This is a genomic window from Peijinzhouia sedimentorum (assembly GCF_049340005.1).
GTDB lineage: Bacteria > Bacteroidota > Bacteroidia > Cytophagales > Cyclobacteriaceae > CAXBDP01.
Genome location: NZ_JBMPIY010000017.1, coordinates 23583 through 50264 on the forward strand (window position 1 = coordinate 23583; position 26682 = coordinate 50264).

The following is a 26682-nucleotide window of genomic DNA, read 5'->3' on the forward strand; positions in this document are numbered from 1 at the left end:
CACTAAGTGATCTGATAGTACAGAAGGTAGGTGTTAGAATTTCTCCTACAACCATTTACCGGATGGTAAATATTGAAAAGTATAAAATTATTCCATACGATTTTACGATTAAAGCTTTTTTAGATTTTCTTGAAGTAGAAAATATAAATGAGTTAAGGAAACCTATTGCCAATTCTTTTGATACTCCTATCTCCGCTACACATAGCCCATTAGGGATGTTGTTGATGAATCAATTACAAAAGGATCGTTACAGTGAAATCAAAGAATTTCTATCTCAGCTACCTAACCAACATTTTAGTTTAGGTTTTGATCAGTTGGTGATTGCAGCGACTTTCGGCAACTATTTTAGGTGCATGGCAGATTCAAAAAAGCGTTTGGATTTAATAAATTTTTTTTCTGATTCAGAGCAATTTCATCTTTACTTCTTTCAATCTTTTCCTGATTTAGATTTTAGAAACGAATACTTTTATGAAGCTCTCAAGTTGTCTATTCAGCTTAATAAGTTAGAATCTGTAAATGCATTGCTAGTGAATAAGGATTTAAAGTCATTAAGCCGAATGGTTTATGATATTAGTCTGTTTATCTTTTTAGCTTATATTTCTAATAGAACCAAGGATATTTTAGATGCTGGAAGTGTTTTATTCGATAACAAATTCAACCTCAATCTTCTTAGTGAATTTTTTGAAGAGGAACCGACAATTAGATGCAGGTTACTAAATGCAAAACTTATCTATTTGAAAGTTTTAGGTAAAAAAATGGATGTCGAAATTGTTTTGAGGGATCTTGTAGAAGATATTAGTAAAAAATACGAGGCTAAAATATTTAAAACTACTATTTTAGCAGATAATCTTGTAATGTTAAATGAGTCTTTGGAGGTGTTGAGTCCACTCCTTCACGATAGCCATCTTATTAATGAAGCCACGAAAAATAGCCACTATGAACCTAATTTTTATCGATTTCTTGTATATTCAGGATACATTCCTGAGGAAAAAATTTTCCCTCTACCGCTTAAGTTTACATATGGTCAATACGAATTGAATACCACCAATCAGCTAATTAATCGATACATCAATATGTAGTACTCTTTTCTTCACTTGAATTGAAAGAATTAATCCTTTTTGCTTTCGCCTACCTTTTCATCACGTTTTTAATTCAAAAACTATTTCGGCCATCATTTTTCTTTAAGGTTGCATCCACCTCATCTTCCCTTAGTATTTTCAATAGTCTTTTCTTGAGCTTCTTTAGTCTTCCATTTATTGGGATGGCTGCAAGCATGCTTATAGAGCAAGGGGAAATTGGCTTTTGGTACACAATTTCATTTTTTCTTGGATTCGGTATTTTACTCTTCGTTTTTGTGCCCGTTTGGGCTGGTTTTAAATTCGAGAATGAGAATGATTTTATTTTCATAAGGTATCAAGGCAAATGGGCTCATATTCTTCATCGCTTTAGAGGCTACTATGTAGGCTTAGTCGTAATTTCGGCATTAGTTGCAATGAGCATTTTGGCTTTTGCAGATATTGCTGCGTCACTTACAGGAATTTCTAAAACTCACTTGATTCTGTTTGCTGGACTATTTGTTTCCATTAATATCTTCAGCAATACACTTCAAAATAAGCTCAAGAGCGATTATTTACATGGGATAATTTTGACAGTAATCCTTATTACAGGGCTTTACCAGAGTGGTTTTGAGCATGTTTCTCTTGAGAATTTCGGTGAAATTCAAAAAAATAGTTTTGGAGCGTTTCCATATTTTGGCCATGAATATTTTCTTCATTTTCTCGCTTATGTAGGCCTTTTATGGTGGTCGTCCACGCTTTTTGATGGTAGTGGCACTATTGCACAGCGAGTGATGGGATTGGAGAAAGCTAAGGCTCAGCGAATATTTTTGGCTTACATCATTATTGTTGGTTTAGCTGTAGTATTGCTTTGTTATTTGATTTTGAAAGCTTGGGAAACTAATGCTGTAGATGTGCCTGTCGATCAAGTATTTTATGTATGGCTCTCCAATGGTTGGCCTCAATTTTCAAAAATCATAGGTTTATTTCTGGTTTTCAGTCTGTTCGTTTCCATTTCCGAAACGCAACTGAACTGGGCGGGTAGCTTAATCGACTCCACAGCTGAATCTAAGAAATCGAAAGGACGGCGATATATTTTTATGTTAATTCCAGCTCTCTTAAGTATGGTGATTGCACTATATTTTGAACGGATTCAAGGTGTTATCTATTTTTTCTTGGGAATAAGCGGAGGCACAAGTCTTATCTTTATTCTGCGATGGTTTACTCCAAGAGTCAATGCCCAAGTGCAGTTCAGTGCCATGCTTGGTGCCATTCTGCTAACCTTAATCTGCAATTTGCTTATTGATTACGGCTTTTTTTCAGTCTTTCCGGAACATAGATTTATCCTATCTCTTATTTTCATCACAGTGGCAAATCTTCTGTTAGCATTCTTGGTTTCAATATTTACCTACAATCCAATTTCCGATAAGCAAGCTTTCAATAAGTTTCAATCTGCAACAATTCCATCCATTACCTTACTAAGAAAATTGCCTATCGCACTATTGTTTGGGCTAGGATTTACCGCAATTGTATATTGTCTATTTTGGTCGATTATTTCAGTGTAGGAGGTTAAACTATCCTACCTTCAGCACTTACTATAGTTCTGCCAAAAACCCTCCCGCAAAAAAAGCCGATTCAAATTAATGAACCGGCTTTTAAATTTTCTCAGAAGATTGCTTAATCTTCTACTCCAAAAAAGTGTTTTTTCCAGAACTTATCGCGCATCATGGCATGGTGGCGGCCATAGGCTCCGCCGTATCCGTGGCGAGCATTTGGATAGAACATCACATCAAACTCTTTTCCTTCTTGCTGCATAGCTTCGAGGAATTGTACGGTATTCTGCATGTGTACATTGTCATCCATCAATCCATGAGTGATCAATAATTTGCCTTTGAAATTTTTCACATGCTTTAATACAGAGCCATAATCATAACCTTCGGCATTGTCCTGCGGCGTATCCATATAGCGTTCGGTATATACATTGTCGTATAGTCTCCAGTCTGTTACAGAGTAGTTTGCAATAGCATGGGTGAAATGATCCGGAGCCAATGTTAAAGCTAAGGCACTCATGTAGCCACCATAGCTTCCGCCTGTGATGCCCATTTTGCTAGGATCAACAAATGGCTGCTCACGAAGCCACTCCACTGCGGTAACATAATCTATAATTTCCCATTTGCCTAGACTTCGATGCATATAGTCTAAGCCTTCTCTACCGAATTTACCAGATGCTCTGTGATCTACAGTAAACTGGATAATATCCATTTGAGTGAGATTGGTGCCGCCATATCCCCTCCATGAGTCACGTACCCCTTGTGAATCCGGGCCGCCATAAATTGAGAATACGACAGGGTATTTTTTAGTCTTATCGAAATTTGCTGGAAGCACCCAGATTACTGGTAAATCAAATTTGCCATCATCCGTTTTGATAGTAAACATTTCTACTTTGTGATGCTTAGCCGGGTCAAATTCTGGTGTTTCTTCTTTTTGTATCGTGCGGATCAATTTGCCATCAGCATCATATAGATTGGTAATTGGTGCTTGGTTTATATGGCTGTAGATATCTACGAAATAGCTTCCGTTTGGCGAAATACTTGTGTTGTGGGTTCCTTTTCCAGCAGTAAGCTGCTTGAAATTAGTGCCATCAAGATTTACACTGTAAAGGTGATTATCCGTATTTACTTCACCCGGGCCGGTAAAAAATGCTTTTCCTTTGTCTTCAAGTACTTTGGATAAGCTATTTACTCTCCAGTCAGTATCAGAAAGTCGAGCAATTAATTCGCCATCCATTGAGTAGTAATACAAGTCTTCCCAATCTGTGCGATAGGAGCGGAGGATAAATCCACTTTCATTTTCGAAGAAATAGATATCCGTGAAAAATTCCACCCAAGTAGGTCTTTTCTCTTCGTACACTACCTTTTTGCTGCCATTTTTAGGGTTGCCCATGTATAGTACAATGTGGTCTTGGTCTCGATTTAGGATTTGGAACAGCAAGCTGCTAGAATCCTTCGTCCAAAAAGGCCAAGCGATGTATTGATCTTGTGTGTAATCAATATCCATCCAAGTGGTCTGTGCATTGGAAGTTTTCACTACGCCCAATTTCACATCAGGATTTGGGTCACCGGCTTTTGGATAGCGTGTTTGCTCTAAATCGCCATGTGTACCTTCGCTGCGGTAGATTGGAAACATAGGTACGGTGGCATCATCAAATCTCAAATAAGCAATTTGCTCACTATCCGGCGCCCACCAAAATGCACGATAGCGCGAACCACGACCTAGGATTTCCTCATAGTAAACCCAAGATGCCCAGCCATTATAAATCAAGTCGGTGCCATCAGTTGTAAGCCTTTTTTCTTGGCCGCTTACCAGGTCGATCATATACAAATCGTTATCGCGAGTGAAGGCGATTTTTTTGCCATCAGGCGAAAAAGTAGGATTACGTTCTTCTGAAGCATTATTGGTGATTTGCTTGATGGCACTCGTCGCTTTCACAAAATGGAACAGATTATTGTCTTTTGATAAAATTACATCTGCATATCCATCAGTAAATGGATCGGTATTGCTAAGCGAATAGCCTTCTGGTAAAGCGTCTATTACTTCTTGGCGTGGATTAGCTGAGCCTACATACACTTCGGCATTTCCTGATGTTACATTTACTGAGTAAGTCACTAATTCGCCAGATTCCATGCGACGCTCTAAATAATGATTGTCGTCGAGCCAACCAGCAAAGCCCGCTCTTTGGAATTGAGCTTGTAAGCTGTTGGCAGCTAAAATGATAAAGCAAAAGCTTAGAAGCGCTGCTGCTTTTATGAAATTTGTATTTCGCATTTGAATATTGAGGGTTAAATGAATGTCAATAAAAAGCCTAAGATAATAGCCTTTTTTGAATTGATTTAATCGAACAGCGATAAGCGTAATTTTGGTTGTTCAAAAATGCCTATAGATTTATTCATTGAATCATAATTCTATATCCTCCCGCTTTTCCAATCGAATTAGAATGAGCATTTAAGTCAATCATTTGAGCGTTAGTCAATTAATTTCTAATACCTTTTTTTGTCTTTCAGCCTGACTCAGTTTTGATTATCTTAGCAAAAATCGCATTCAATTTCAGCCAATGCTCCTAATAGTTTTAGCAGGTTTTATTCTCCCACTTTTACTTTTGATCATTGCTAGTAAGCAGCTCAAAAGTATTTACAATTGGCTGTTTTTATTGCCGGCAGGACTATTTGTGTATTTCATTTTGCAGATAGGAAACTTGGGCGATGCCGGTCAATATTTCAGCTATGAGTGGGTTCCTAGTTTGGGAATCAATGTCGATTTTAAGCTTGATGGCCTGTCGATGCTCTTTAGTTTGTTGATTACCGGCGTGGGTATATTGGTATTTATTTACACTTCATCTTACCTCAAAGGCCACAAATATCTAGATCGATTTTATGCCTATCTCAGCATTTTTATGGCTTCCATGCTGGGTTTGGTGCTGTCTGACAATCTGTTGAGCTTATTTATATTTTGGGAGCTTACGAGTATTAGTTCGTTCTTTTTGATTGGCTTCAATAACGATGATCCAGCCTCCCGCAAATCTTCCTTGGTGGCTTTGGGCATTACAGGTGGCGGTGGATTGTTTTTATTAGCTGGCTTCCTGCTTATGGGATCCATTTCAGGCACCTATTCTATACAGGAAATGCTTTCATCTACCGAAGTATTTCAATCTCATGGAATGTATGGCTGGATTTTGTTTTTCGTATTTATGGGCGCATTTACCAAATCAGCTCAATTCCCATTTCATTTTTGGTTGCCAGGCGCAATGAAGGCGCCAACGCCGGTTTCTACTTATTTGCACTCTGCCACTATGGTGAAGGCTGGTATTTATCTTCTCGCTCGCTTTACACCCTTGCTTGGTGGCGATCCATACTGGAATTACACCTTGTTGATTGTAGGTGGATTTACCATGCTTTTCGCTGCATTTCATTCATTATTCCGCACCGATCTTAAAGGGATTTTGGCTTATTCCACCATATCCGCATTAGGCATTTTAGTGTTTTTATTGGGCTTGGGAAATAAATATGCTTTGCTGGCCGCCTCAGTTTTCATATTGGTACATGCATTATATAAGGCTTCATTATTCTTGATAACGGGGATAATAGATCATGAAACTGGCACAAGGGATGTGACCCAATTGGCAGGACTAAGAAAAGTGCTCCTCCCAGTAGGAATAGCGGGAGGTTTGGCGGCTTTGTCGAGTGCAGGTTTGCCGCCATTCTTTGGTTTTGTAGGCAAAGATCTGATTTACGAAGCCACACTTTCGGCAGATAATTCCGTGGTTCTTTGGACGGGATTAGCCATTCTCACCAATGTATTTTTGCTTTATGCAGGTTTTCAAGCAGGTATTCGGCCATTTATTGGAGTATTACCTGCTAAATTCGAAAAACTCCACCTCCCGCATTTTACCATGTGGGTGCCGCCACTTTTGTTGGCGACTTTAGGTTTGCTGTTTGGCATTGCGCCAGCACTTATTGATCAAGACTTGGTACAGCCAATGTTTGCTTCGATGTATGGAAACATTTCTGCTACACCACTAAAACTATGGCACGGATTCAATACAGTACTGGCATTGAGTGGGCTTACATTGGCTTTGGGTTTCGCGCTTCATTTTACTTTGAAGCCTAGCCAAAAATTGGAAAAGCAAATTGCCAAATTAGATTTTATCGCTCCGCTTAAGCTGGCTCTAGATTCGAGTCGGCTATTAATGCGCTTTGCAAAAGGATATACTGGCACTTTGCAAAATGGACTTCTGCGTAATTATGTGTTAATCACCATTGGCTTTTTGATACTCATATTTGGATACAAAATCTACAATGGTATTTCCATCAATATAGATTTTGCTACGCTTACAGAAGTGACCATTTATGAGTTTATGATATTTGGGATTATGGTTACTGCCATATTTATCGCAGTATTTTCTAACTCGCGCGTGGGAGCTATTGCATCTATGGGCGTGGTAGGATTCTCCATTTGTCTCATGTTTGTGTTTTTTAGCGCACCCGATTTGGCAATGACTCAGTTTGCTATCGAAACGCTTACTGTTATACTATTTCTATTAATCATATTCCGTTTGCCAAAGTATCTCCAATACTCAAACCCGCCTATGCGAATAAGGGATGGAGTGTTTGCTATAGTATTTGGAGCATTGATTACCATCGTGGCTTTGGAAGTGCTTACTGTAAATGTAGATAATGAAACCTCGCGCTATTATGCAGAAAATGCTTATGTGCTTGCCAAAGGCAAAAATGTGGTGAACGTGATTTTGGTGGATTTTAGAGGATTTGATACACTGGTAGAAATTACCGTTTTGTCCATTGCCGCAATAGGCGTATTTAGTTTGCTCAAATTCAGGAAAGAAGATGAAACGGATTTGGGTGGTACTGGAGATTTGAATTGACGATCAAAAGAAATTAAATGAAAACAGTAATCTTACAAACTGCAACAAGATACCTGCTGCCGCTTTTGCTGCTTTTTTCCATATTTATATTGCTACGAGGGCATTATTTGCCGGGCGGAGGATTTGTAGGTGGTTTGGTTGCTTCGATTGCTTTTATTCTTCATTCATTCGCTTATGGGCGGGAGGATACGCAAGACTTTATGCGTTTTCACCCTGGTTATTTGATTCCGATTGGACTTACATTAGCCGTTTTGAGTGGTCTATTGCCATTTATTTGGGGCGAGCCATTTCTTACTGGATTGTGGTTCAAAGAGCCGGTTCCAGTAGTAGGGATGATTGGTACGGCCTTGTTTTTTGATATCGGCGTTTATTTGGTGGTAATTGGCGTTTCGCTTACCATCATTTTCACTATTTCTGAGGAAATCTGATATGGAGTTATTATTAGCCATAGTAATCGGGATATTATATGCAGCAGGCATTTATATGATGCTGCGTAGGAGTTTGGTCAAATTGATCATCGGCCTTATTCTGCTTGGCAATGGCGCTAATATGCTCATATTCCTGCTAGGAAGAATTACAAAGGGCAGTCCACCCATTATTCCGGATAGTTCTAGCGTATTTGTAGAAGCCTATGCCGATCCCATTCCACAGGCCTTAATTCTTACAGCTATTGTGATAAGCTTTGGTTTACAGGCATTTGCCATAGTGCTGATGAAGCGTGTCTATCATGTTGTTGGCACCGACGATCTGGATAAAATAAATAATATGGAGGAGACCTTATAATGGATATTAGCATTGTATTGCCCGTATTATTGCCTTTGATGATTGCCATTCTCTTGCTGTTTTTCTGGGGGAGAATTCAGAGCCAAAAATGGATAAGCATTTTGGGAAGTCTTGCGGTATTGGGCTACAATATTTGGCTATTTGCCAAAGTGTATAGTGGAGGCCTACTCACTATGCAAGCAGGCAATTGGGAAGCTCCTTTTGGGATTACACTGGTGGCAGATGTATTTAGTGTTACCATGATTATGCTTACGAGCATTGCAGGCTTGGCGGTAAGTATATTTTCTGCGGCGAGTATTAGTTCCTCCCGCATTCGTTTTGGCTATTTCCCTATTTTGCACTTGCTGCTTATGGGTTTAAATGGAGCTTTCCTTACTGGCGATATATTCAATTTGTACGTTTGGTTCGAGATTATCATTATTGCCTCTTTTGTGCTGATGACGCTTGGAAGTGAGAAATCTCAATTGGAATCTGCCGTAAATTATGTGGTGATGAATCTTCTTGCATCGGTTATTTTCCTTACAGCAATAGCGATTTTATATGGCATTGCAGGCACATTGAATATGGCGGATTTGTCCATCAAAGTTGCTCAAATTGAGAATAGAGGCTTGGTGAACGTAACAGCACTCTTGTTTTTTGTAGGCTTTGGAATCAAATCAGCGGTGTTTCCGCTTTACTTTTGGTTGCCATCATCCTATCATACTCCGCCTTCAGCGGTGGCGGCAATATTTGGCGGTTTGTTGACTAAAGTGGGCGTCTATGCTCTTTTAAGAGTATTCACATTGATTTTCATTCCGGATTCATTTCTATCCGCATTATTGCTTGCAGTGGCGGCGCTTACCTTGATTACAGGTGCATTTGGCGCACTTATCCAAAGCAATGCAAGGAAAATGCTTTCTTATCTTATTGTCTGCCATATTGGATTTATGATGGCAGGCTTGGCTATGTACACGGACACTGCATTAACGGGTGCTGCCTTTTATCTTATCCATGATGTGATCGTCAAAACAAATGTATTCATCCTACTAGGAATCGTTTTTATCATGTATGGCAGTTTCAAATTGCCGGAGCTGGGCGGATTATATGCGGACTATCCCAAATTGGCAATCGTGATGGCCCTGGTTTTATTCTCCTTAGTGGGTATTCCGCCTCTTTCAGGGTTTTGGCCAAAACTATTTCTGTTTGAAGCCGCCTTTGATACTGAATCTTATGTAATGATAGGTGCATTGATATTCGCCAGTTTTATCACTTTGGTAGTGATAGCCAAATTATGGTCGCAGATATTTTGGAAGCCTAACCCTAAACTAGTCGATGTGACGAGGCAGCTACCATCCTTTATGGATTTGAGTTGGCGTAAGCGTGCGTTATTGATTACTCCGCTGCTTCTTTTGACGGCCGTGTCATTGTATATTGGTCTAGGTGCAGAGAATATCGTAAAGCTGTCGAGCCAAATTGCCAATGACTTGATGGATCCAAGCGCATATATCGAGGCAGTATTGGGCACTAAACCACAAACACCTTAGCTATGGTTAGGCATTTATTAATGAACATATTGCTTACGATTGTTTGGGTTGCTCTGAATGGGGAATTTACGGCAGGCAATTTTCTATTTGGCTTCATTCTTAGCTTAGTGATTATGTGGGTAATAAGCCGTAGTGCTGGTTCTGATAGAAGCTACTTTACTAAGCTACCTAAATTCGTTTCCTTCTTATTCTTTTTTTTATACGAGCTTATCAAAGCTAATATTCAAGTAGCCTACGAGGTAGTCACTCCCAAGCTGCAAATGACTCCTGGTATTGTAAAATTTCCACTGAGTGCCGAAACAGATATGGAAATTACGCTTCTTGCCAATTTAATTTCCCTCACGCCGGGTACGCTAAGTTTGGATGTGACGGACGATAGAAAATACCTCTACGTGCACTCCATGTACATTGAAAACAAGGAAACTTTCATTGCTGATATAAAAAATGGATTTGAAAGAAAGCTATTGGAGGTGATGCGATGAGTTTATACGATTTTCTATATTACATTATTCTGCCCATTTTAAGCGTATCAGCACTGTTGGTTTTTATCCGATTTATAAAAGGGCCTCATGTGGCCGATCGAGTGCTTTCCTTAGATTTGCTCATTACCATTGGTTTGGGCATTATCACTGTTGTGAGTGTAATCACCAATCAATCTACCTTTCTAGATATAGCACTCATTTTTGCGCTGATAGCTTTTCTTAGCACGGTTGCTTTTTCATATTATTTGGAACAAAAAAGCAAGAAAAAATGACAGATGTATTAATAATGATATTGAGTGGATTAGGAGCTATTTTTATCCTTTTGGCATCGATAGGGATGCTAAGGATGCCCGATTTTTATTTGCGGGTGTCAGTTACCACAAAAGCTGTTACACTCGGCTCGGGCCTGATTTTAATTGCTGCTACTATATATTTTCAAGAAATAGGAGTAACTTCTAGAGTCCTAGCCATTATATTATTTCTCTTGCTCACAGCGCCAGTGGCAGCCCATTTGATAGGCCGTGCTGCCTATATCAGTGGCGTAAAGCTCTGGGACAAATCTGTAATGGACGAGATGAAGGATGAAGAGCGGGGGGAGGAACAGCCCTAAAGAAAAAATTGCCAATTATTGAATTATCCTTTTGTCAATTTCTCAATCAACTTACTCTCTTGTGGGAATTTCTCTAACAGCTCAGCTCTTTTCGCCAATTCAAAATCTCTAAAATCGAAGTCTGAATTCACTTTTCAAGGTAGTGGTGCGCAGATAATTAGTGCTCAACTCCTTCCAAAAACTTAAAAATAGCTCTAAAATACTGCATTAAGCTTTATCTCAGCTTAATACACTATGGTGAATAGTGAAAATACACGTATCATGAATTTTGATTCCTAATAACCTGAGTTCGATTTTAAAAAAAGGTCAACTGGTTTGATTCCACCGCTTGGTATTTGATGGCAGGCTTTTTATCAAAGAAAGAGTAAGCGATGAGTCCTGCAATTAGGTTTGTTATAAAATTGTCAAAGGATCGGTGTCTGGAATGTTCTATCTGACAGATGTTTTTGAGTTCGTCGTTGATGGTCTCGATAACGGATCGTTTACGTAGGAGTATTTTGTCCTTAAGTTCCATAAGTACATTCTTCATGTTGTTTCTGATACTCGTGATCAGGTGGAGTCCGTCTAGAAAAAGTACCTCAGCGAGTGTCTGTGAAATATACCCTTTATCGGCAAAGAGCTTGCCTCTGAGGGATTTGACAAACGACTGGTTTTTAAGAGGTTCCCTGTCATCTACATTACCAGGTGTGATCATCACACTTAACAGCTCACCTTTGTCATTAACTACCAGGTGAAGCTTGAACCCGTGAAAATAGCCGATGGTAGACTTCCCTGTGGCAGCGATTCCTTTGAAGACTTTGTTGCGTTTGATGCGTTTGTTTTTGCAGACCATGATTGGTGTGGAGTCAATGAAGGCTATACCGGTTGCTTCACCAAAACACTGTGTTTTAAGAAACAATACCATTGGGATAGCGGCTTGCTGCATGAGTTCCACGAAACGGTTGTAGGAAACAAGGTTTGGAAAAAGTCCCCCTAAATGCATGCTTACATAATGTAGATAGAAGTGCTTCATGTTTCGAAAACTACCATAATGGAACAGCACCATCAGGGTGATCACCTCACTGGAGCTCATTCTAGGCTTTCTCTTGGGCTTATTTCCGACGATATACCCCCTAATTGTTTTGTCAAATTCAAGACAGAATTCATCGATTAAATAGAAAATATCAGTAATTTTATCAGCAGATAGAGTCATGAATAAGTAGTTAAATATTTGATCGTCAGATAATTAAATATAACTATAATTCTTGGCTTTATCTACTTCTTTTACCGAATATCATATGCTTTTTTCCCCTTATTATTAATCGAACTCAGGTTAATAATTATTGAAATGAAATATTCAAGCTTTATTTCAGAAAGTTACTTTTGATTAATAATTTATATAGTAGTATATTATAGCAATTATCAAAGGTTTAAGTGAAAGGTCTACCTTATTTATGAGCTATTTTAAAATATTCAGTCGAACTGTTAGTCTAATTTTACTCGTCCAATTGAGTTTAGTAGTTACAGCTCAAAATCGCCTTCTGTTGGATAGACAATTTGTTTACCCCAGCGAGCAGCTTGGATATACATATATCAACGAGCATCAAGATAATACCAACTTGGTCTACCTAGCTATTGTCGATTTGCAAAGTCAGGAAATAGTAGATTTTGTATTCCATGGTGTTGTGGATAAAATAGTAGAAGGAGAAATTAATCTTGCCAAAAACTTAGTACCTGGGTATTATGCCATGATTGCAGCCAAATATGGCGATCAGGAAATTCACTACGAGCAATTTTGGATACGCGATAAGAATTGGCAAGCATTAGGTGGGCGTGAAATAGTGGTAAGAGAAGATGGCGATTACCTTCGCTTAAGAGGTAGAGTGACGAATGTCAATACTCAATTGAGTGTTTATTTAACCACAAATCCAACACTAATCGAAAATCCTATAGAGCGAAATGGAAATGGTGAATTTGAATTTTTAATCCTGAAAGATTCCGGGATAAATGGAGATACTAATTTGCCAGTATGGGCAATGTTGGAATTGGTCGATGAGACGGAACAAATGGCCATCCATCGTTTTCCGATCCATTGGCCAAATGAAAGTGAAAAAACGAATGGAGAAAATATTGACAAGTCTTGGTTAAGCTTAGCAGATGATCAGGTTTTAATTCATGCACCTGAAGTTGGAGAATTTAGCATTGAATCGATGGATGAAATAATTATACTTGAAGATCCCATATTTCCAGAAGACACGCTAAGCTATTACAGATCGGACTTGCCTACCGGAAAATTAAAGCTGCACTATAAGTCCATAAATGCAGATGAATTTCTGATAGAGGAACTATGGAATTATCCTCAAATGGCAGAGGTAAAAAGTTCTCAAAAGATGGTCGTTCAAAGTGGAGAAGAATTAGCCTTAGAATTGCCTGAACTTATAAATCCATGGGTTTTGGAGGGAAATCATTTTCTATCCATGAAGCTGGACAGCGAAGCCAGGTTACTGGAGGAGAGATATACTGGAAAACTAGACCTTCGTGATACCTTAGATCGGAGTATTGATGTAATAAGCATGCGCTCCAATGACCCTACCAACCCAAGAGCAAATCGTGATGTAATGTTTACCAATGGAACATACTTGCTAGAATTTACCACAGATGAAAATGGAGAATTTAGCATCGGCCAATCTGAAGTGAATATTTTCGGATTTGAAGAAGGTAGACTACGGTATAGAGTTGAAGAGAGGGATGTTCGATTGGAGCCAACATACCCTGCCATTGAGAAAATAAAAGCTCAGATGAATATAATTCTTGGTACCATGCAGCCAAAAATTATAGAGCAGGACGTATTACTTTCCAATCGAGCTATTGAAATGGAAGAAGCTTACGGAACAGATGAAAGGATCACAGATTTGGATGCGGTAGTTATACGAGGGCAAACTATTCAGGATAAGATTGAAGAAGTACTCAACGACCCTTTTGCTGTCGATTGGTTAAATGAGGATTGGGTATGCCAGCATGGCGTTTTAAATGGTGCTGACGGGTTTTCTGCATGTATTCCTATAATAGGAAACCACCCTGAATCGGAAGAGAGGGTTCCTCTACACTTAATTTATGATTATACTAGGTTACGACGACAAAGTGCCATAAGTGTTTACTCTCGGGTAAGGAGACTTGTTAATTATAGAGAAAATGAAAAAGTTTTACTCCATCTTTCAAAAGCTTGGAGACCCTATTCATGGGATCCAGATGATTACAAAGATCAGATTGGCAGCGTAAAACTCCCTAAACAAAATAAACTCTTAGTGGCTGAGGGTGGATTAAATATTAGTAATGGACAGAAAGTATGGATTCCATATTCAGAAAACCTTTTACTTAAACTCAAGGCACCCAGTTTACCGGGAACCTATACCTTGGAAGTTAGCTATTGGGATTTAAATCATGAAATCAGCAGTTCTATGAGCTATGAAGTGTTGGTTCGGTAAGCAATTAACACTGAGATAAAGTTTTGAGGGTTGGTTTAAATCCTTATTTCTAATTTAAATCTCTTCCTATTTCGTTAACCTCTCAATCAGCTCATCATCTTGTGGGAAGTTTGAGATAATCTCTTTTCGTTTCGCTAATTCAAAATCCCTAAAATCGAAGCCCGGACTCACAGTGCAGGATATAAGCGTGTAGCTATTTGGAGCCAAAACTTCAGCAGCAAACCATGTGTCTTTCGGAATGATCACTTGTAAGGATTGCTTTTTCTCAAGCTCCATTCCCAAGTCTTGTTGCCAAGATTCTTCTCCTTCTTTGAGTCCATATACTCTCAAAGGATCGCCGGCATGAAAAAACCAAAGCTCATCAGATAAGAGCCTGTGAAAATTGGAAGGTGCTTTTGAGGTAATCAAAAAATAAATAGCTGTACCAAATGACCTCCCGCCTTCATAGCGTTGAGGTAGCGCATCCGCTTCAATAGCTTCATTCGATCGATACGTTTCTTTATAATATCCACCTTCCGGATGTGGCTGCAAACCCAAATGTTCAATCCAGTATTCAGCAGTTTTCATAGTCCTAATTTTTTCCTCCCGCTATCACGGTCTGCATTTTTTCTATATTGAAATACTGATTTGCCATCAGCACTATTTCTTCGGCAGTGGTTTGATTCAAGGCATGTAAGTAATCATTGTAATAGCCATAATCCAAGCCATGCAAATGAGCTTCTTTAAATTTATCAGATAAGGCAAAAGCATTGTTGAAGGACATCACAAATGAGCCTGACATATAATTCTTCACTTTTTGCAGCTCATCATCTGACACTCTTTCGGTTTGAAGGATATTAATTTCACGGATTATCTCATCCTCTACCAATTGCGTATTTTCTCTCTTCACATCCGATCCAATCATCAAATAATCGCCATTGATCATATTGATCAAAGCAGAGAAAATACCATAAGTCAAGCCTTTTTCTTCGCGAATATTTTTCATCAATCTCGAACCGAAATAGCCGCCCAAGATTTCATTAGCCAAAGCAAGTTTTGGATAATCGGGATGGCTTTTTGAAATGCTATGCTGCCCCATACGGATAGTCGATTGCAAGCTTTCTGGCTTTTCGATAAGCATATTTTGTTTTGGAAGTCCCGGCTCCACAGCATCGATCAATGCATTGTCTCTCAACTGCAAATTGCCGATGGAGTTGTTAATGAGATCTAAGGTTTCCATTGAGGGATTTCCGCATACAAGCACATCATGTAGCCTATTGAGAAATGCTTGGTGAAATGCTTTTAAGTGTTCCGTATCAATCGCATCTATGTTTTCAGGATTCACCATTCGACCATAGGGATGATTGTCACCAAAAAGTGCATTTCTGAAATGGATGCCAGCTAGAAAAGAGGTTTTCTCCATATTCACACGCAGATTTTGCTTGCGAATGAATTTCATTTTTTCAAGTTCTTCAGCAGGGAAAATGGGGTTTTGCCAAACGTCGATTAGCAGTTGAAGGAGCTTGCCAGCAAATTTGTCCAAGCAATAAAGCGCCACAAATGAGTAATCCTTGCCCGGATTAATTTCCAATTCGGCTCCATAATAATCCAGCATCGAAGCGATTGATTTCGCATCCTGATTTGTGGTGCCTTCGGAAAGCATTTTCAAGGTAAACCAAGCGGCTTCGGCTTGTTGCTCATTCCAAGAACCCGCTTTGAAAATCAATTCTATTTTGACGACGGCAGGAGTGCCAGAAGTAATTAAATGAAGTGGAATTCCATTCGCTAAACTTTGATGGATAGCGGGAGGAATAGAAATACTATCCACCTTAGTAAAAGGTGGAGCGATAGTACGATCAAGCATGATTAATTATTTGGTAAAGCTGTAGCTACCGGCTTCATAAAGTCGAAGTGGAGCGTAAAGCGTAAAGTCTCCGCAAGCGGATGGTTTTGAATAATAGGCACCAAATAGGCGAAATCAACTCCAAAGGAATTGTATTTCAGACCTGTGCCTAAGGTTACATATCTTCTGTTTCCTTTGTCTTTATTTTCGTGGTAATAGCCAGTTCTCAAGGCGAATAACTCACGGTACCAATACTCTGCACCAACAGAAATAATAACCTCTTGAAGTTCTTCACTGAAACCATCAGGAGCATCGCTAAAGGAACCAAACATACCACTTAATAGCGGTCTATAAGGATCGCGACCACGTGCTATAATCGGATCGCCATTTGCGTCGCGTTCTAAGTTACCGTCTTCATCAAACTGATAAACTGGAGGAGTAGGTACTAAAAGCTTATTGAAATCAAGCGCAAAAGTGATGGTGTTAGAAGCATCGAGTGCTTTCGTGAAGGCTGTTCCTAATCTTAAATTGGTTGGAATAAAATCTTTGTCTTCAGCACTGTTATAAGTGATCTTTGATCCGATATTGGAAATCACAGCTGCTAAGGCAAATTCAGACCCATCACCCATTTGGAAAAGATCATTTCTCCAATATACACCCACATCCGCAGCAACACTAACACCAGGGCGGCCTTCATTATTGATTGACGATGTGATGTTTCCAGATAAATTGGAATGAATAAATCTACCTGTAACACCAAGTGATAATCCTTCGCTCAGCTTTCTAGAATAGGATGCGTCAATAGCAATTTCTCTAGGATTAAAAATCCCTAAGCTTATAGGTTGGTTGTTCGGGCCAACATCGGTAAGTTCAATATCACCCAAATCGAAATAGCGAATAGAAGCTGAAACCGTTTGGTTTTGATCTAGCTTTTTGAAACCAGACAAGTAGCTAATAGACATGTCATTAATAAGATTGCCCAACCATGGTGTGTAGGAAAGCGAAAAGCCCATGTCAGGCTCAATAAAGGCCATTTTTGCTGGATTCCAATGTACTGAATTTGCATCGGCACTGATGGCAGCACCTACATCGCCCATACCGCCACTACGTGCGTCTGGTGTGAAATTCAAAAATGGAACACCTGTAGTAATAACTCTACGACTGGTATCTTGGCCAAGTATTACGCCTGAGTTTTGAGCTGCTAAGTCAGCAACTGCAAATAATAACACGACTATGATTAAGCTGCCTTTAGCTAAAATTCTCATATTTTATCAATTTCAAGTCAAATATAGTTAATTAGAAACAATCAGTTTTTTCTTAGCAGTGAATTTCGATCCATCGCGAACGGAGATAGCTGTAAGATGATAAATATATATACCTGGAGAAAGTTTAGCTCCAAATTTATTATTACCATCCCATTCCAATCCATCCACCCTTGTTGGACTTATTGATTCACTAAAATTCATCGTTCTGATCGGCTGACCCTGTACCGAATAGATAGTGATAAATATTTCAAGAGCTTCACCAGATTTATTATGTTCGAAGCTAAACCTAGTATCCGATCTCATTGGATTCGGATAATTGATAACGTTGCTTAATTGCAACTTGGTATTCTCACCCACTTCAAAATTTATCGTAGCGCTAGAAATATTATCGTGATTATCCCAAGCGAATAATTCAAGACTATGTTTCCCTATTTCTAATTCAAAAAGTGGAAAGGATAGTCTTCCTTTTGTGAAATCGTCTTTTGCTGCTGTGTAAAACTCAGCTAGCGAATATTGCTTTGTTCCATCAAGGATGGCAATCATTTCTGTTTCAGTATCATACTTAGAAATATTAATGCCTTGTTCATCTTCGAAGTAGGCTAGTAGCGTAGGGTTTTGGTTGGTAAGTCCGCCATCTTTGAATGTGCTATCATTCATAAAAAGGCTTATAACAGGGCCATTACTATCTAAGGAAATATTTTCCCTCCCGCCTATTTTCACATCCAAGTTTACTCCGCTGGCGTCGATTACTCCAGTAGTAGAATTTGCATACATAAAAATTGCACCTTCTTTTATAGCTTCAGGAATACCATTAGGACTTACAAACTCAATTTCAAACTTTCCATCACTTACCGTTGCCTTGCCTTTGAAAATCGAATTTCGACGAGCTTTATAACTAAATGGTCCCGCAGATTGTCCTAAAGTCTGATAAGAATCTTCTTCATTCATCACATTCACTTCTACCACTCCATCAAAATCAGCGATCAAGCTATTCGAATAATTTCTGATTTCGCCTTGTAATTTTACATTACTCAATGCTTTAATTTCTTGATTTTCAGAAGTAATGACACTTTCATTAATGTGGGTAATGGCAATTGTTTGTTTTGGAAAAGCGGGGGTTAAAGCCGGGTCACCCAAAAGGATGAAATTTCTATTGAGCACTCCATTTTGGCTGGTGTTTTTGGTTCGTTTGAAGATTTCGCCAAGACTTAGATATTGGCCATTTTCTCTTGTGAAAAGATGATTGTAAAAGGCCAAGTTGAGTTGATAATTGGTGCTGGAAAAAACAGGGCGGGAGGTGGTAACCATTGCTATAGCTCCGGCATTTGGGTTGAGCACCATTTGTTCTGCTGCGGAAATCAAGGTTGGGTCATCGTTTCGCCCAAACTCACAAGTAGCAGTCACGAAAATCGGATATTTATTTGCGTTTCGTAGAGTTCTGAGCTTTTCCTCATCGAACATGCGTTCAGCAGCTAATTGCCTTTCCGAACCATGACCAGTATAATTGACGATAAATGCACCTTTTTCAAACTGTTCCAATATTGCTTGAGCAGCATCTGGAGAAACCTTGGATGAACCATCGCCATCAATTATTTCATAATCGTCTAAATATATTTTCTGCGTTTGGATGGAGCGCTGCGTGGTATCAACTAATTGCGCAAGTCGATTCGCATCTCTTTGGTGGATATTTACATCGCCATCATCAGCAGCAAATACAATTCTAGTTCGCCAATCACCAAGTCCATCAGGGTTTGTTTCGTAGTCGATGATTTTGGAAACTGCTGCTCTTGCTTCAGCAAGGAATTTTATGGGAATTCTGCCCACTGCAATATCCAAGTCATGATTGCCATTTTCATCTTCAGCCCAAGTGCCTTTATTATTAGTCAAAAATCCGAAATAATCATCTGATGCATAAGTCAATATAGGATGAAGCGAATTTCTTGATTGGTAGTTTGGGACGATATTGGAGTTTTCCTCGATGCGTGACTTATAATCGTAGGAAGCACGTCCAAACATTAATGCATATTTCAGATTTCCTTGTTCGTATGCATATTTCAAGTAATTACGGATAGCACTAACATCTTGTCGCCCAGCCGAAAATTCATTGTAGATTTCATCGACTGTTACCACTTTTACATCAAATCCATTGAAACTTTGTCGATGACTTGCCAATCTTTCTGCTTCAGTCCTAAAAGTAGCCGAAGTGATAATAACCATGTCTGGCGCACTCCCATCTTTCAAATGCTGATTACTGATTTTACTAGCTGAGTTTGGACTTGGCAATTGACTTTTATTAAATAATGTCCATTTTCCTCCCGCTTGATTTTGAATGCCAATTTTGAGATTGCCAGAGGTTAAAGTGCCAGCCAATTGCTTTGCATTAAAGCTGTCGCTTAAATCCCAAAGCTGAGTTTCAGCGTTTGCTTCTTTTATGTTTAATGTAAGTGATTGCGGATTTTCGAGGCCAAATGTAATTGCTTCATCATATGGCTTTAATTCTCTATCCGCTTCTAAGATTAAGTAATTTAAAAAGACATTTGAGCCACCACCAGTAAAGCGCTTGAATTGCAAATTGGACCTTACAGCAGTATTCAAATCTTGAATTACTGAGCTAGAAAAATCAAAGCTTTCTAAGACCTCAATTCCCTTGAGCGAATATGTACCAGTTGGAATGGAGGGAAGATTTATCTCGCCTAAATTTTGCCCAGCTGCATTTACCACCATACTGGATGCTCCAAAGGATTGAGTCATCAAAGCAACTGTGAGTTTGAGAATGCTATTCGGAGCGATTCCCTCCAAATCCAAATCAAAATTACGGTTAGGATTTACATCGAATCGCTCGCTGTACCAGTTACGGCCTGAGAATAAAATATTGTTGGTTGGGTTAGTGTAAACTACTGCATCTCGAACGGTATTAATTTCATTCCCAATAGGGTTAGCTTGCTGCGATTCAATTCTTTTGCCTCTTGTGTTTCCGATATTTAGCAAATAATAAATCTCGTCAGTATATGGGTTATGCTCGTATTCAAATCGATTTTCAGTGGAATTGAATGTGAGTGAATGTGGACTTTCTGCAAAAAAGTAAAGCTTGTCGCTGGCGCCAAAATCACCATCATTTTCGCCATCAATTGATATTGCTAGCTCAGTAAGATAGCTTGGCCATTGGGCATTATTTGCTTGTGGTAGGGTACCGCCTGGGTAGCCAAATAGTCGAATATTTCGAGAATCCTTGCCTTGTAGGCTAATGCCATTGCTAGCAAGAAATTGGTTGTCAATTACAAATACACCTGATTTTGGAACTGCTATTTTGTACCATTCCCCTTCAGAAAGCAAGCCTTCTTGTGCCGTAGAAAATGGCTGTGATTGCTCCTGTGGAATTAGCCAAAGCGAAAGAATAATACTAATGAGCCATCTTAAATGCATTCAACGAAAATTATAGATGAGTATGAAACGCAAATTAGCACTAATTGATTGCAGGTTTTTCACGGTAAAACAAAACAGACAATAATATATATAATACTACAACCAATGGAATAGCACTGTAGCTAAAAATAGCGAAAAGTATTAAAGCTGATGCAAAGTATAAATAGATCAACCAATTGTCTTTGATGGAAGTGCTTTTGAACTTGAAAGCCATTAGTCGAAGAGGACTTACCAATAAATTTGCCAGTATTACAGCAGACATGGCAATGCCATATGGGTTGGTGAAAATGCTGTGGAGTATACTTTCTTCTACCATAATAAATGGAATGCCACTCACAAAAAAAGCACTTGCAGGTGTGGGCAATCCCGAGAAACTATAAGTTTGTGTTGTGTCCACATTAAACTTCGCTAAACGATAAGCCGAAAGAGGGGCGATTATTAAGGCGGCAACAGCTAAATAATTTTCTCCACCCAGGCTGTTAATTATGTGAAAACAAAGAAAAGCAGGCAGTACGCCAAAAGTAATCACGTCTGCAAGGGAGTCAAGCTGAGCACCGATAGGAGATTGTACTTTTAATAAGCGAGCGACAAAGCCATCAAAAAAATCTAATACTGCGGCAATCCAGATGCAATAAGAAGCTGTGATAAACTCTCCTCCAAAGGCAAAGTAAATTCCTGCCAAGCCAAAGCATAGGTTGCCTAAAGTGATCAAATTTGGTATTTGCCGAATTATCATCATTAGCGGATTGCGCAAAAAGGATTACTTTTCATTTCTTTTCCAACGGTTGTTGTGGGTCCATGACCTGGGTACACAACCATATCTTCCCCAAGAGGAAAAATCTTATTGTGAATGCTGTCAATTAAGGTGTTGAAATCTCCACCCGGCAAATCAGTTCTACCAATTGAGCCATCGAAAAGTACATCTCCGCCAATACAAATATTTTGATCCTTATTAACAAAAGCGATATGACCTGGCGCATGTCCTGGAACGAATAAAATTTCTAGTTCGCTATTTCCAAATCCGATGGTATCACCCTCATCTACAAATTTATTTGCAGTGCTTGACTGATAGTTGGCGAAACCGTAGCTGCCTGCATACACTTCTACTGAAGCAAGAGTAGCTTCATCGGTTTTGTGCATTACCAAGTCAACGCCATACTTTCGTTTTACAAATGCATTGCCAAGCACATGATCTATATGGCAGTGGGTGTTTAGTAATTGAACAACCTTTAAATCGTTGTCTTCAATGAATTTGCTAAGTATTTCTTCCTCATGTTTCTCGTAACAACCTGGATCGATGATGACACATTCTTTGGTTTCATCAAATAGAACCAAAGTGTTTTCTTGAAAAGGATTGAAAGTGAAATTTTTAATTTGAATCATATTTTCAAAGATATGGACAAAATTGAAGCTATGATACCAAAATATCCAATTGCATCAGCCTAATTTGTGTATTCAATGGTATTTTTGACTAAGATTTTATTTCTAGGGATAAATTAGATCGATGCAGGTAGATTATTTGATAGTGGGACATGGGTTGGCGGGGGCTTGTTTGGCTTTTGAATTGCGATCGAGAGGCCAAAAAATAGCGGTGATGGATTTGCCAGCCGAGAATCATTCCTCCCGTGTGGCTGCTGGTCTTTACAATCCTGTAACTGGACGCAAAATGGTGAAAACTTGGAATGCAGATAAACTTTTTCCTGCATTAGAATCATTTTATCAGCGGGTGGAAAAAGAATTTGAGACGAAAATTTTATATCAATTACCGATTTACAGACCATTTTTTTCCATTGAGGAGCAAAACGAATGGATGGGTAAAATGGCCGATGAGAAATTCACTTCGATTATAGAGAAGGTGAGTGCTAAAAGCGAATTTGGAGATTCGATTAACGATCCATTTGGAGGTATTTGGTTGAAGAACTGTGGTTATTTAGATATACCTACCCTATTAGATACTTCAAAGAATAGATTGCAAAAGGAAGGATGTTACTTTGAAGAAGAATTCGATGAAGATAAATTAGTCCTTAGCGAAAGAGGTAATTACAAGGATATCGATTTCGGGAAAATAATTTTCGCAAATGGACTTTCAGCTCATAATAGCAAGTATTTCAATTGGTTGCCATTTCATCATTTGAAAGGTGAAATATTAGATTTGGAAACAAGCCTTCCCGATGCCGAAGTCGTATATAATAGAGGTGTGTTTATTTTCAATAATGCACAAAATGAGATTCGCTGTGGTAGCACATACGAATGGCGGGAGGTAAATTTGACGCCAACTGAAAAAGGTAAGAGCGAAATTTTAGAAAAGTTGAGTAATCTCTTCAGAAATTCCGTAGAAGTAAAAAGACAACGGGTAGGTATCCGACCTTCCACTAAGGATCGAAGGCCATTAATAGGAATTCATCCAGAACAAAAACTTTTGGGAATTTTTAATGGTTTGGGAACAAAAGGTGTATCCATTGCACCCTATTTTGTCGTTCAGTTTTGTGAACACTTACTTGGTGGTAGGAATTTAGACAATGAAGTAGATATTAATCGCTATTTTTCTATATATTGGAATGATAAAGAAGTAGGCTTAGATGCAGAGTAAAAACATATTTTCGATTGGGTTTATAGTACTTTTTACAGTGCTTAATTTTGGTGCGATCGCACAAATCAATCAAGAAACATTTGGGAAAAGCAGAATTCAAAATCGGCAATTCGATTGGAAATTCTATGCTGGAGATAATTTTGAAGTTCATTTTTATGAAGGTGGAGAGAGAACAGCCAGAATGGCGATAGATTACCTTGAGGATGAATTTAACAGAATCACCGATTTGGTTGGTTACCCGCCTGCAAACAAAACCAGAATATTGCTTTACAATAATTTCTCTGATATGCAGCAGAGTAATATTGGGATCAACGGGACTGAATTTGATCTTACTGGAGAAATAATTAGCAACAGCAGTTATGTAGAAATAGCCTATACGGGAGAAAGTGAAACCTTTAAAAAATCTCTGAGCTACCAAACGGCAAGAAGTTTTATTTATGAAATGCTTTTTTCAGGTTCTTCAACCGATTTTTTTGAATCCGCTTATTTATTGTCATTGCCCGAATGGTTTGTTGAAGGAGCCTCCTTGTATGTTGCCAATGGTTGGGACTTAGAAATGGACGATTACTTGCGAGATTTAGTGGGTAGAGAAAAGAATCTCAAGCTAAGTAAACTCAAAGGTGATGAAGCGGCAATTGCTGGACAGTCTGTTTGGAATTATGTAGTTACACGCTATGGAGTCAGGAATTTCGCAAATATCCTCAACCTGACTAGAATCATCCGCAATGAAGAAAATAGCGTTGAAAACACACTAGGCGTTAATTTCAAGAAATTTACTAGTGATTGGCAGCTTTTCTATTCTGGTGGAGCCGAAATTGTAAATAATTCTTATATCGCTCATGATGAAGAGTCTATTGTAGGCAAAGCAACGAATAGAGAGACAATTGGGAATGAAGTGAAAATGAATCCAGAAGGAAGTAAAATTGCTTACGTCACCTTCAATAACGGAAAATATGCAGTCAATGTAAGAGATATTGCTAGCCAGAAAACCACAACAATATATAATGGTGGAATTAATGTATTGGAGCAACGCTTCGATTCCTCACTTCCTGTCTTGGCATGGCAAAGTAATGAGATTGTGGCCGTAGTGGCAAGATCCAAAACGGGCTTGGTTTTGAACTTACTTTCATTAAGTGGTAAGTCAGAGGGAAGTATTGAATTGCCGCAATTTGAGCATATATCAGAATTTAGTTTCGCGCCAGATGGATTGCGAATGGTCATGTCTGCATCGGTAAATGGTCAAAATGATTTATACTTATTTACACCCTCCCGCAATTTCTTAAGAAGAATTACCAACGATATTTTTGATGATAGGAGTCCGCGTTTTATTCCAGGAAGCAATAGCATTGTTTTTTCCTCGAATAGATTGAATGATAGTTTGCAAACGACAGCGAGAACAATGGATGAGATTTCTGATTTTTCTAGTCTGTATATATATAGTCTGGATTCGACTGAAGATGTTCTTACAAGAATTACTTCCACTCTAACAGTTGATAGGAATCCTGTCCCAATCAACGCGAATGAGATTATTTATGCGAGTGATCAAAGAGGTATTGCCAATTTGTACAAATTAAATATTGAGAACAAGACGTTTTCGCAGATATCAAATTATAACACGAGTATAGTTTCATTTGACGTAAGCGGGAGGAGGAATATATATTCGTATTTAGCACTTTATGAGGGCAATACTGTGGCTTTTGTTGAGGATTTTAAGCCTGATGAAACATTTTTCTCACCCTTAACTTATCGTCAGCAAGCACTTCAGGCTAGGATGATTCAGGATAGAAGGTCAGAGTTTATGGATACTGAACAAGAAGTAGCTGTTGTAGAGGAGAAACCTATTGTAAACTTGGAAGCTCGTGAGGGTGAAATTGTCATCAATACAGAAAATTATATTTTCGATAAACAGGAGACAAGACAAAGTGAAAGACCAACAGGAGGTAACTCAATTCTAAGTAATCTGCGGGATCGGAGTCAAAGTTCATCTAGAATTTTAGGGCCAATCGATTTTGAATCCAAATTTGCTGTTAATCATTTTCAAGTAAGTTTTATTGTTGACCCGCTTCGTGGGTTTGGGCCAAATGCCAATGTAAGACTTAGTGACGTTTTGGAGAATCATACCTTCAATGCTGGTTTTTATACTTCACTTGATTTTTCTAAAGGAGGGGAGTTATTTGCCGAATATGTTTATAGAAAATACCGTCCAGACTTTAGAGTTAAGTACAATAGACGAAATATAAGACGAGATGATAATGAAATACAGCATAAATATGTTCTTGATCAAATCGAGCTAATAGGTTCTTATCCGATCAATAATAGTTTAAGTATTGGTGCTGGGCCATTTGTAACACAAACCTTCTTCTTCGATCAGGATCCGCGTTTGCTTTCACCTACTTTGCCTCCAAATTTGCCAAATTCAGAGTCCAATAATCAGTATTATGGATTGAAAGCTGAATTGATTTTTGATAATGCAATTTCAAAAAGCGTGAATATTTTCCATGGCACCAGAGCAAAAGCTACATATTCTCAATATGAATCCTTCGATTCTGAGAGCTTGTCTTTTGCCAAACTCAAAGTTGATATTAGGCATTATCAAGAAATTCATCGGGATATAATTTTTGCGGGCCGTTTAAACTATGGTCGATTTATGGGAAATGCTGCTAAGCAATTCCTATTAGGAGGCACAAATAATTGGATATTCAATACCATAAATAATACAGACCCAGATGGTAACTCTGATCCGCTTGCAAATGTGCCGTTGCAAGATAATAGCGACATATTATTCCATGAATTTGCGACAAGTATAAGAGGGTACGATTTGAATACATTTAATGGAACAGACTTTCTGTCATTTAATGCTGAGATTAGAATGCCAGTTTTCTCTTATTTATCTAAAGGTCCGATAGCTTCCAATTTCTTGCGAAACTTCCAATTGGTTGGTTTCTATGATGTAGGCTCAGCTTGGAGTGATGGGAAATCTCCATTCACTGGCGAAAGCAGTCAAAATATTGAAATTATAAGACCGGTTGGCAGTCCATTTCAGGCTGTAATAAATAATTTTGACAGTCCATGGTTGCAATCCTATGGTTTAGGTGCTAGAACTGTGTTACTTGGTTATTTCCTCCGTTTCGATTTAGCTTATCCAGTTGAACAATACAGTACTCCTAAACCAAGACTATTCGTATCTCTTGGATTAGATTTTTAAGAAATCAATCAAGAAAATTACTTC

General features: G+C 38.6%; 20 protein-coding genes. 12 read left to right on the plus strand and 8 right to left on the minus strand.

Annotation, left to right across the window (positions count from 1 at the left end; translation table 11 throughout):
- Positions 1-62: 62 nt before the first annotated feature.
- Both ACOXY8_RS16615 and ACOXY8_RS16620 read left to right on the plus strand, forming a co-directional pair.
- On the plus strand, positions 63-1079 hold the full coding sequence (locus tag ACOXY8_RS16615) for a hypothetical protein (RefSeq protein WP_458332742.1): 1017 nt from the start codon (positions 63-65) through the stop codon (positions 1077-1079).
- A gap of 152 nt (positions 1080-1231) precedes the next feature.
- On the plus strand, positions 1232-2620 hold the full coding sequence (locus ACOXY8_RS16620) for a hypothetical protein (protein WP_458332743.1): 1389 nt from the start codon (positions 1232-1234) through the stop codon (positions 2618-2620).
- 112 nt (positions 2621-2732) lie between these two features.
- Here the strand turns inward: ACOXY8_RS16620 and ACOXY8_RS16625 are convergent, their stop codons facing one another.
- Positions 2733-4880, minus strand: a complete 2148-nt coding sequence (locus ACOXY8_RS16625; RefSeq protein WP_458332744.1) for a DPP IV N-terminal domain-containing protein — start codon at positions 4878-4880, stop codon at positions 2733-2735.
- Positions 4881-5166: 286 nt separating this feature from the next.
- On the opposite strand from ACOXY8_RS16625, the gene ACOXY8_RS16630 reads away from it, so the two are divergent.
- From ACOXY8_RS16630 to mnhG, 7 genes are read left to right on the plus strand one after another with little or no spacing between them, the layout of a single operon-like run.
- A complete protein-coding gene (locus tag ACOXY8_RS16630) occupies positions 5167-7491 on the plus strand; it encodes a putative monovalent cation/H+ antiporter subunit A (protein WP_458332745.1) in 2325 nt (774 codons plus the stop codon).
- Positions 7492-7508: 17 nt separating this feature from the next.
- A complete protein-coding gene (locus ACOXY8_RS16635) occupies positions 7509-7919 on the plus strand; it encodes a Na+/H+ antiporter subunit B (RefSeq protein WP_458332746.1) in 411 nt (136 codons plus the stop codon).
- 1 nt (position 7920) lies between these two features.
- Entirely contained in the window at positions 7921-8274 is a 354-nt protein-coding gene (locus ACOXY8_RS16640) for a Na+/H+ antiporter subunit C (RefSeq protein WP_458332747.1), read from the plus strand.
- The gene (locus ACOXY8_RS16645; RefSeq protein ID WP_458332748.1) at positions 8274-9797 is read left to right on the plus strand and encodes a proton-conducting transporter transmembrane domain-containing protein; all 1524 of its coding nucleotides are present in this window, start codon (positions 8274-8276) and stop codon (positions 9795-9797) included. The genes ACOXY8_RS16640 and ACOXY8_RS16645 overlap by 1 nt, the downstream gene beginning before the upstream one ends.
- A gap of 2 nt (positions 9798-9799) precedes the next feature.
- Positions 9800-10279, plus strand: a complete 480-nt coding sequence (locus tag ACOXY8_RS16650; RefSeq protein WP_458332749.1) for a Na+/H+ antiporter subunit E — start codon at positions 9800-9802, stop codon at positions 10277-10279.
- Positions 10276-10551: a cation:proton antiporter gene (locus tag ACOXY8_RS16655; RefSeq protein ID WP_458332750.1), complete on the plus strand. Its 276-nt coding sequence runs from the start codon at positions 10276-10278 to the stop codon at positions 10549-10551. The genes ACOXY8_RS16650 and ACOXY8_RS16655 overlap by 4 nt, the downstream gene beginning before the upstream one ends.
- Complete coding sequence (gene mnhG / locus ACOXY8_RS16660; RefSeq protein WP_458332751.1) at positions 10548-10889, plus strand: monovalent cation/H(+) antiporter subunit G; 342 nt, start codon at positions 10548-10550, stop codon at positions 10887-10889. Before ACOXY8_RS16655 ends, mnhG begins: the two co-directional genes overlap by 4 nt.
- Positions 10890-11184: 295 nt before the next feature.
- Here the strand turns inward: mnhG and ACOXY8_RS16665 are convergent, their stop codons facing one another.
- Positions 11185-12081, minus strand: a complete 897-nt coding sequence (locus ACOXY8_RS16665; protein ID WP_458332752.1) for an IS982 family transposase — start codon at positions 12079-12081, stop codon at positions 11185-11187.
- A gap of 331 nt (positions 12082-12412) precedes the next feature.
- On the opposite strand from ACOXY8_RS16665, the gene ACOXY8_RS16670 reads away from it, so the two are divergent.
- Complete coding sequence (locus ACOXY8_RS16670; protein ID WP_458332753.1) at positions 12413-14353, plus strand: hypothetical protein; 1941 nt, start codon at positions 12413-12415, stop codon at positions 14351-14353.
- Between the two features lie 66 nt (positions 14354-14419).
- Here the strand turns inward: ACOXY8_RS16670 and ACOXY8_RS16675 are convergent, their stop codons facing one another.
- The 6 genes from ACOXY8_RS16675 to ACOXY8_RS16700 are packed head-to-tail and all read right to left on the minus strand — an operon-like array spanning position 14420 to position 22246.
- Positions 14420-14920: a cupin domain-containing protein gene (locus ACOXY8_RS16675; RefSeq protein WP_458332754.1), complete on the minus strand. Its 501-nt coding sequence runs from the start codon at positions 14918-14920 to the stop codon at positions 14420-14422.
- 4 nt (positions 14921-14924) lie between these two features.
- Positions 14925-16196, minus strand: a complete 1272-nt coding sequence (locus tag ACOXY8_RS16680) for a M16 family metallopeptidase (protein WP_458332755.1) — start codon at positions 16194-16196, stop codon at positions 14925-14927.
- A 2-nt stretch (positions 16197-16198) separates the two neighbouring features.
- Positions 16199-17440, minus strand: a complete 1242-nt coding sequence (gene porV, locus ACOXY8_RS16685) for a type IX secretion system outer membrane channel protein PorV (RefSeq protein ID WP_458332756.1) — start codon at positions 17438-17440, stop codon at positions 16199-16201.
- Between the two features lie 27 nt (positions 17441-17467).
- Positions 17468-20863: a type IX secretion system sortase PorU gene (gene porU, locus ACOXY8_RS16690; protein ID WP_458332757.1), complete on the minus strand. Its 3396-nt coding sequence runs from the start codon at positions 20861-20863 to the stop codon at positions 17468-17470.
- A 40-nt stretch (positions 20864-20903) separates the two neighbouring features.
- Positions 20904-21617, minus strand: coding sequence for a CDP-alcohol phosphatidyltransferase family protein (locus ACOXY8_RS16695; protein WP_458332758.1), 714 nt, complete (start codon positions 21615-21617; stop codon positions 20904-20906).
- Entirely contained in the window at positions 21602-22246 is a 645-nt protein-coding gene (locus ACOXY8_RS16700) for an MBL fold metallo-hydrolase (protein ID WP_458332759.1), read from the minus strand. The genes ACOXY8_RS16695 and ACOXY8_RS16700 overlap by 16 nt, the downstream gene beginning before the upstream one ends.
- Before the next feature lie 121 nt (positions 22247-22367).
- Here ACOXY8_RS16700 and ACOXY8_RS16705 point away from each other — a divergent pair, with 121 nt between their 5' ends.
- Both ACOXY8_RS16705 and ACOXY8_RS16710 read left to right on the plus strand, forming a co-directional pair.
- Positions 22368-23453, plus strand: coding sequence for an NAD(P)/FAD-dependent oxidoreductase (locus ACOXY8_RS16705; RefSeq protein WP_458332760.1), 1086 nt, complete (start codon positions 22368-22370; stop codon positions 23451-23453).
- Positions 23443-26658 (plus strand): hypothetical protein, encoded by a 3216-nt coding sequence (locus ACOXY8_RS16710; RefSeq protein ID WP_458332761.1) that lies wholly within the window; start codon positions 23443-23445, stop codon positions 26656-26658. Before ACOXY8_RS16705 ends, ACOXY8_RS16710 begins: the two co-directional genes overlap by 11 nt.
- The last annotated feature ends 24 nt before the right edge of the window (positions 26659-26682 follow it).

Bases quoted from the DNA above. Each gene is read 5' to 3' on its own strand.
- ACOXY8_RS16625 (WP_458332744.1), bottom strand. From the start codon at position 4,880: ATGCGAAATACAAATTTCATAAAAGCAGCAGCGCTTCTAAGCTTTTGC.
- ACOXY8_RS16655 (WP_458332750.1), top strand. From the start codon at position 10,276: ATGAGTTTATACGATTTTCTATATTACATTATTCTGCCCATTTTAAGC.
- ACOXY8_RS16665 (WP_458332752.1), bottom strand. From the start codon at position 12,081: ATGACTCTATCTGCTGATAAAATTACTGATATTTTCTATTTAATCGAT.
- ACOXY8_RS16635 (WP_458332746.1), top strand. From the start codon at position 7,509: ATGAAAACAGTAATCTTACAAACTGCAACAAGATACCTGCTGCCGCTT.
- mnhG (WP_458332751.1), top strand. From the start codon at position 10,548: ATGACAGATGTATTAATAATGATATTGAGTGGATTAGGAGCTATTTTT.
- ACOXY8_RS16630 (WP_458332745.1), top strand. From the start codon at position 5,167: ATGCTCCTAATAGTTTTAGCAGGTTTTATTCTCCCACTTTTACTTTTG.
- porU (WP_458332757.1), bottom strand. From the start codon at position 20,863: ATGCATTTAAGATGGCTCATTAGTATTATTCTTTCGCTTTGGCTAATT.
- ACOXY8_RS16675 (WP_458332754.1), bottom strand. From the start codon at position 14,920: ATGAAAACTGCTGAATACTGGATTGAACATTTGGGTTTGCAGCCACAT.
- ACOXY8_RS16710 (WP_458332761.1), top strand. From the start codon at position 23,443: ATGCAGAGTAAAAACATATTTTCGATTGGGTTTATAGTACTTTTTACA.
- ACOXY8_RS16680 (WP_458332755.1), bottom strand. From the start codon at position 16,196: ATGCTTGATCGTACTATCGCTCCACCTTTTACTAAGGTGGATAGTATT.
- ACOXY8_RS16615 (WP_458332742.1), top strand. From the start codon at position 63: ATGGTAAATATTGAAAAGTATAAAATTATTCCATACGATTTTACGATT.
- ACOXY8_RS16700 (WP_458332759.1), bottom strand. From the start codon at position 22,246: ATGATTCAAATTAAAAATTTCACTTTCAATCCTTTTCAAGAAAACACT.
- ACOXY8_RS16645 (WP_458332748.1), top strand. From the start codon at position 8,274: ATGGATATTAGCATTGTATTGCCCGTATTATTGCCTTTGATGATTGCC.
- porV (WP_458332756.1), bottom strand. From the start codon at position 17,440: ATGAGAATTTTAGCTAAAGGCAGCTTAATCATAGTCGTGTTATTATTT.
- ACOXY8_RS16640 (WP_458332747.1), top strand. From the start codon at position 7,921: ATGGAGTTATTATTAGCCATAGTAATCGGGATATTATATGCAGCAGGC.
- ACOXY8_RS16650 (WP_458332749.1), top strand. From the start codon at position 9,800: ATGGTTAGGCATTTATTAATGAACATATTGCTTACGATTGTTTGGGTT.
- ACOXY8_RS16705 (WP_458332760.1), top strand. From the start codon at position 22,368: ATGCAGGTAGATTATTTGATAGTGGGACATGGGTTGGCGGGGGCTTGT.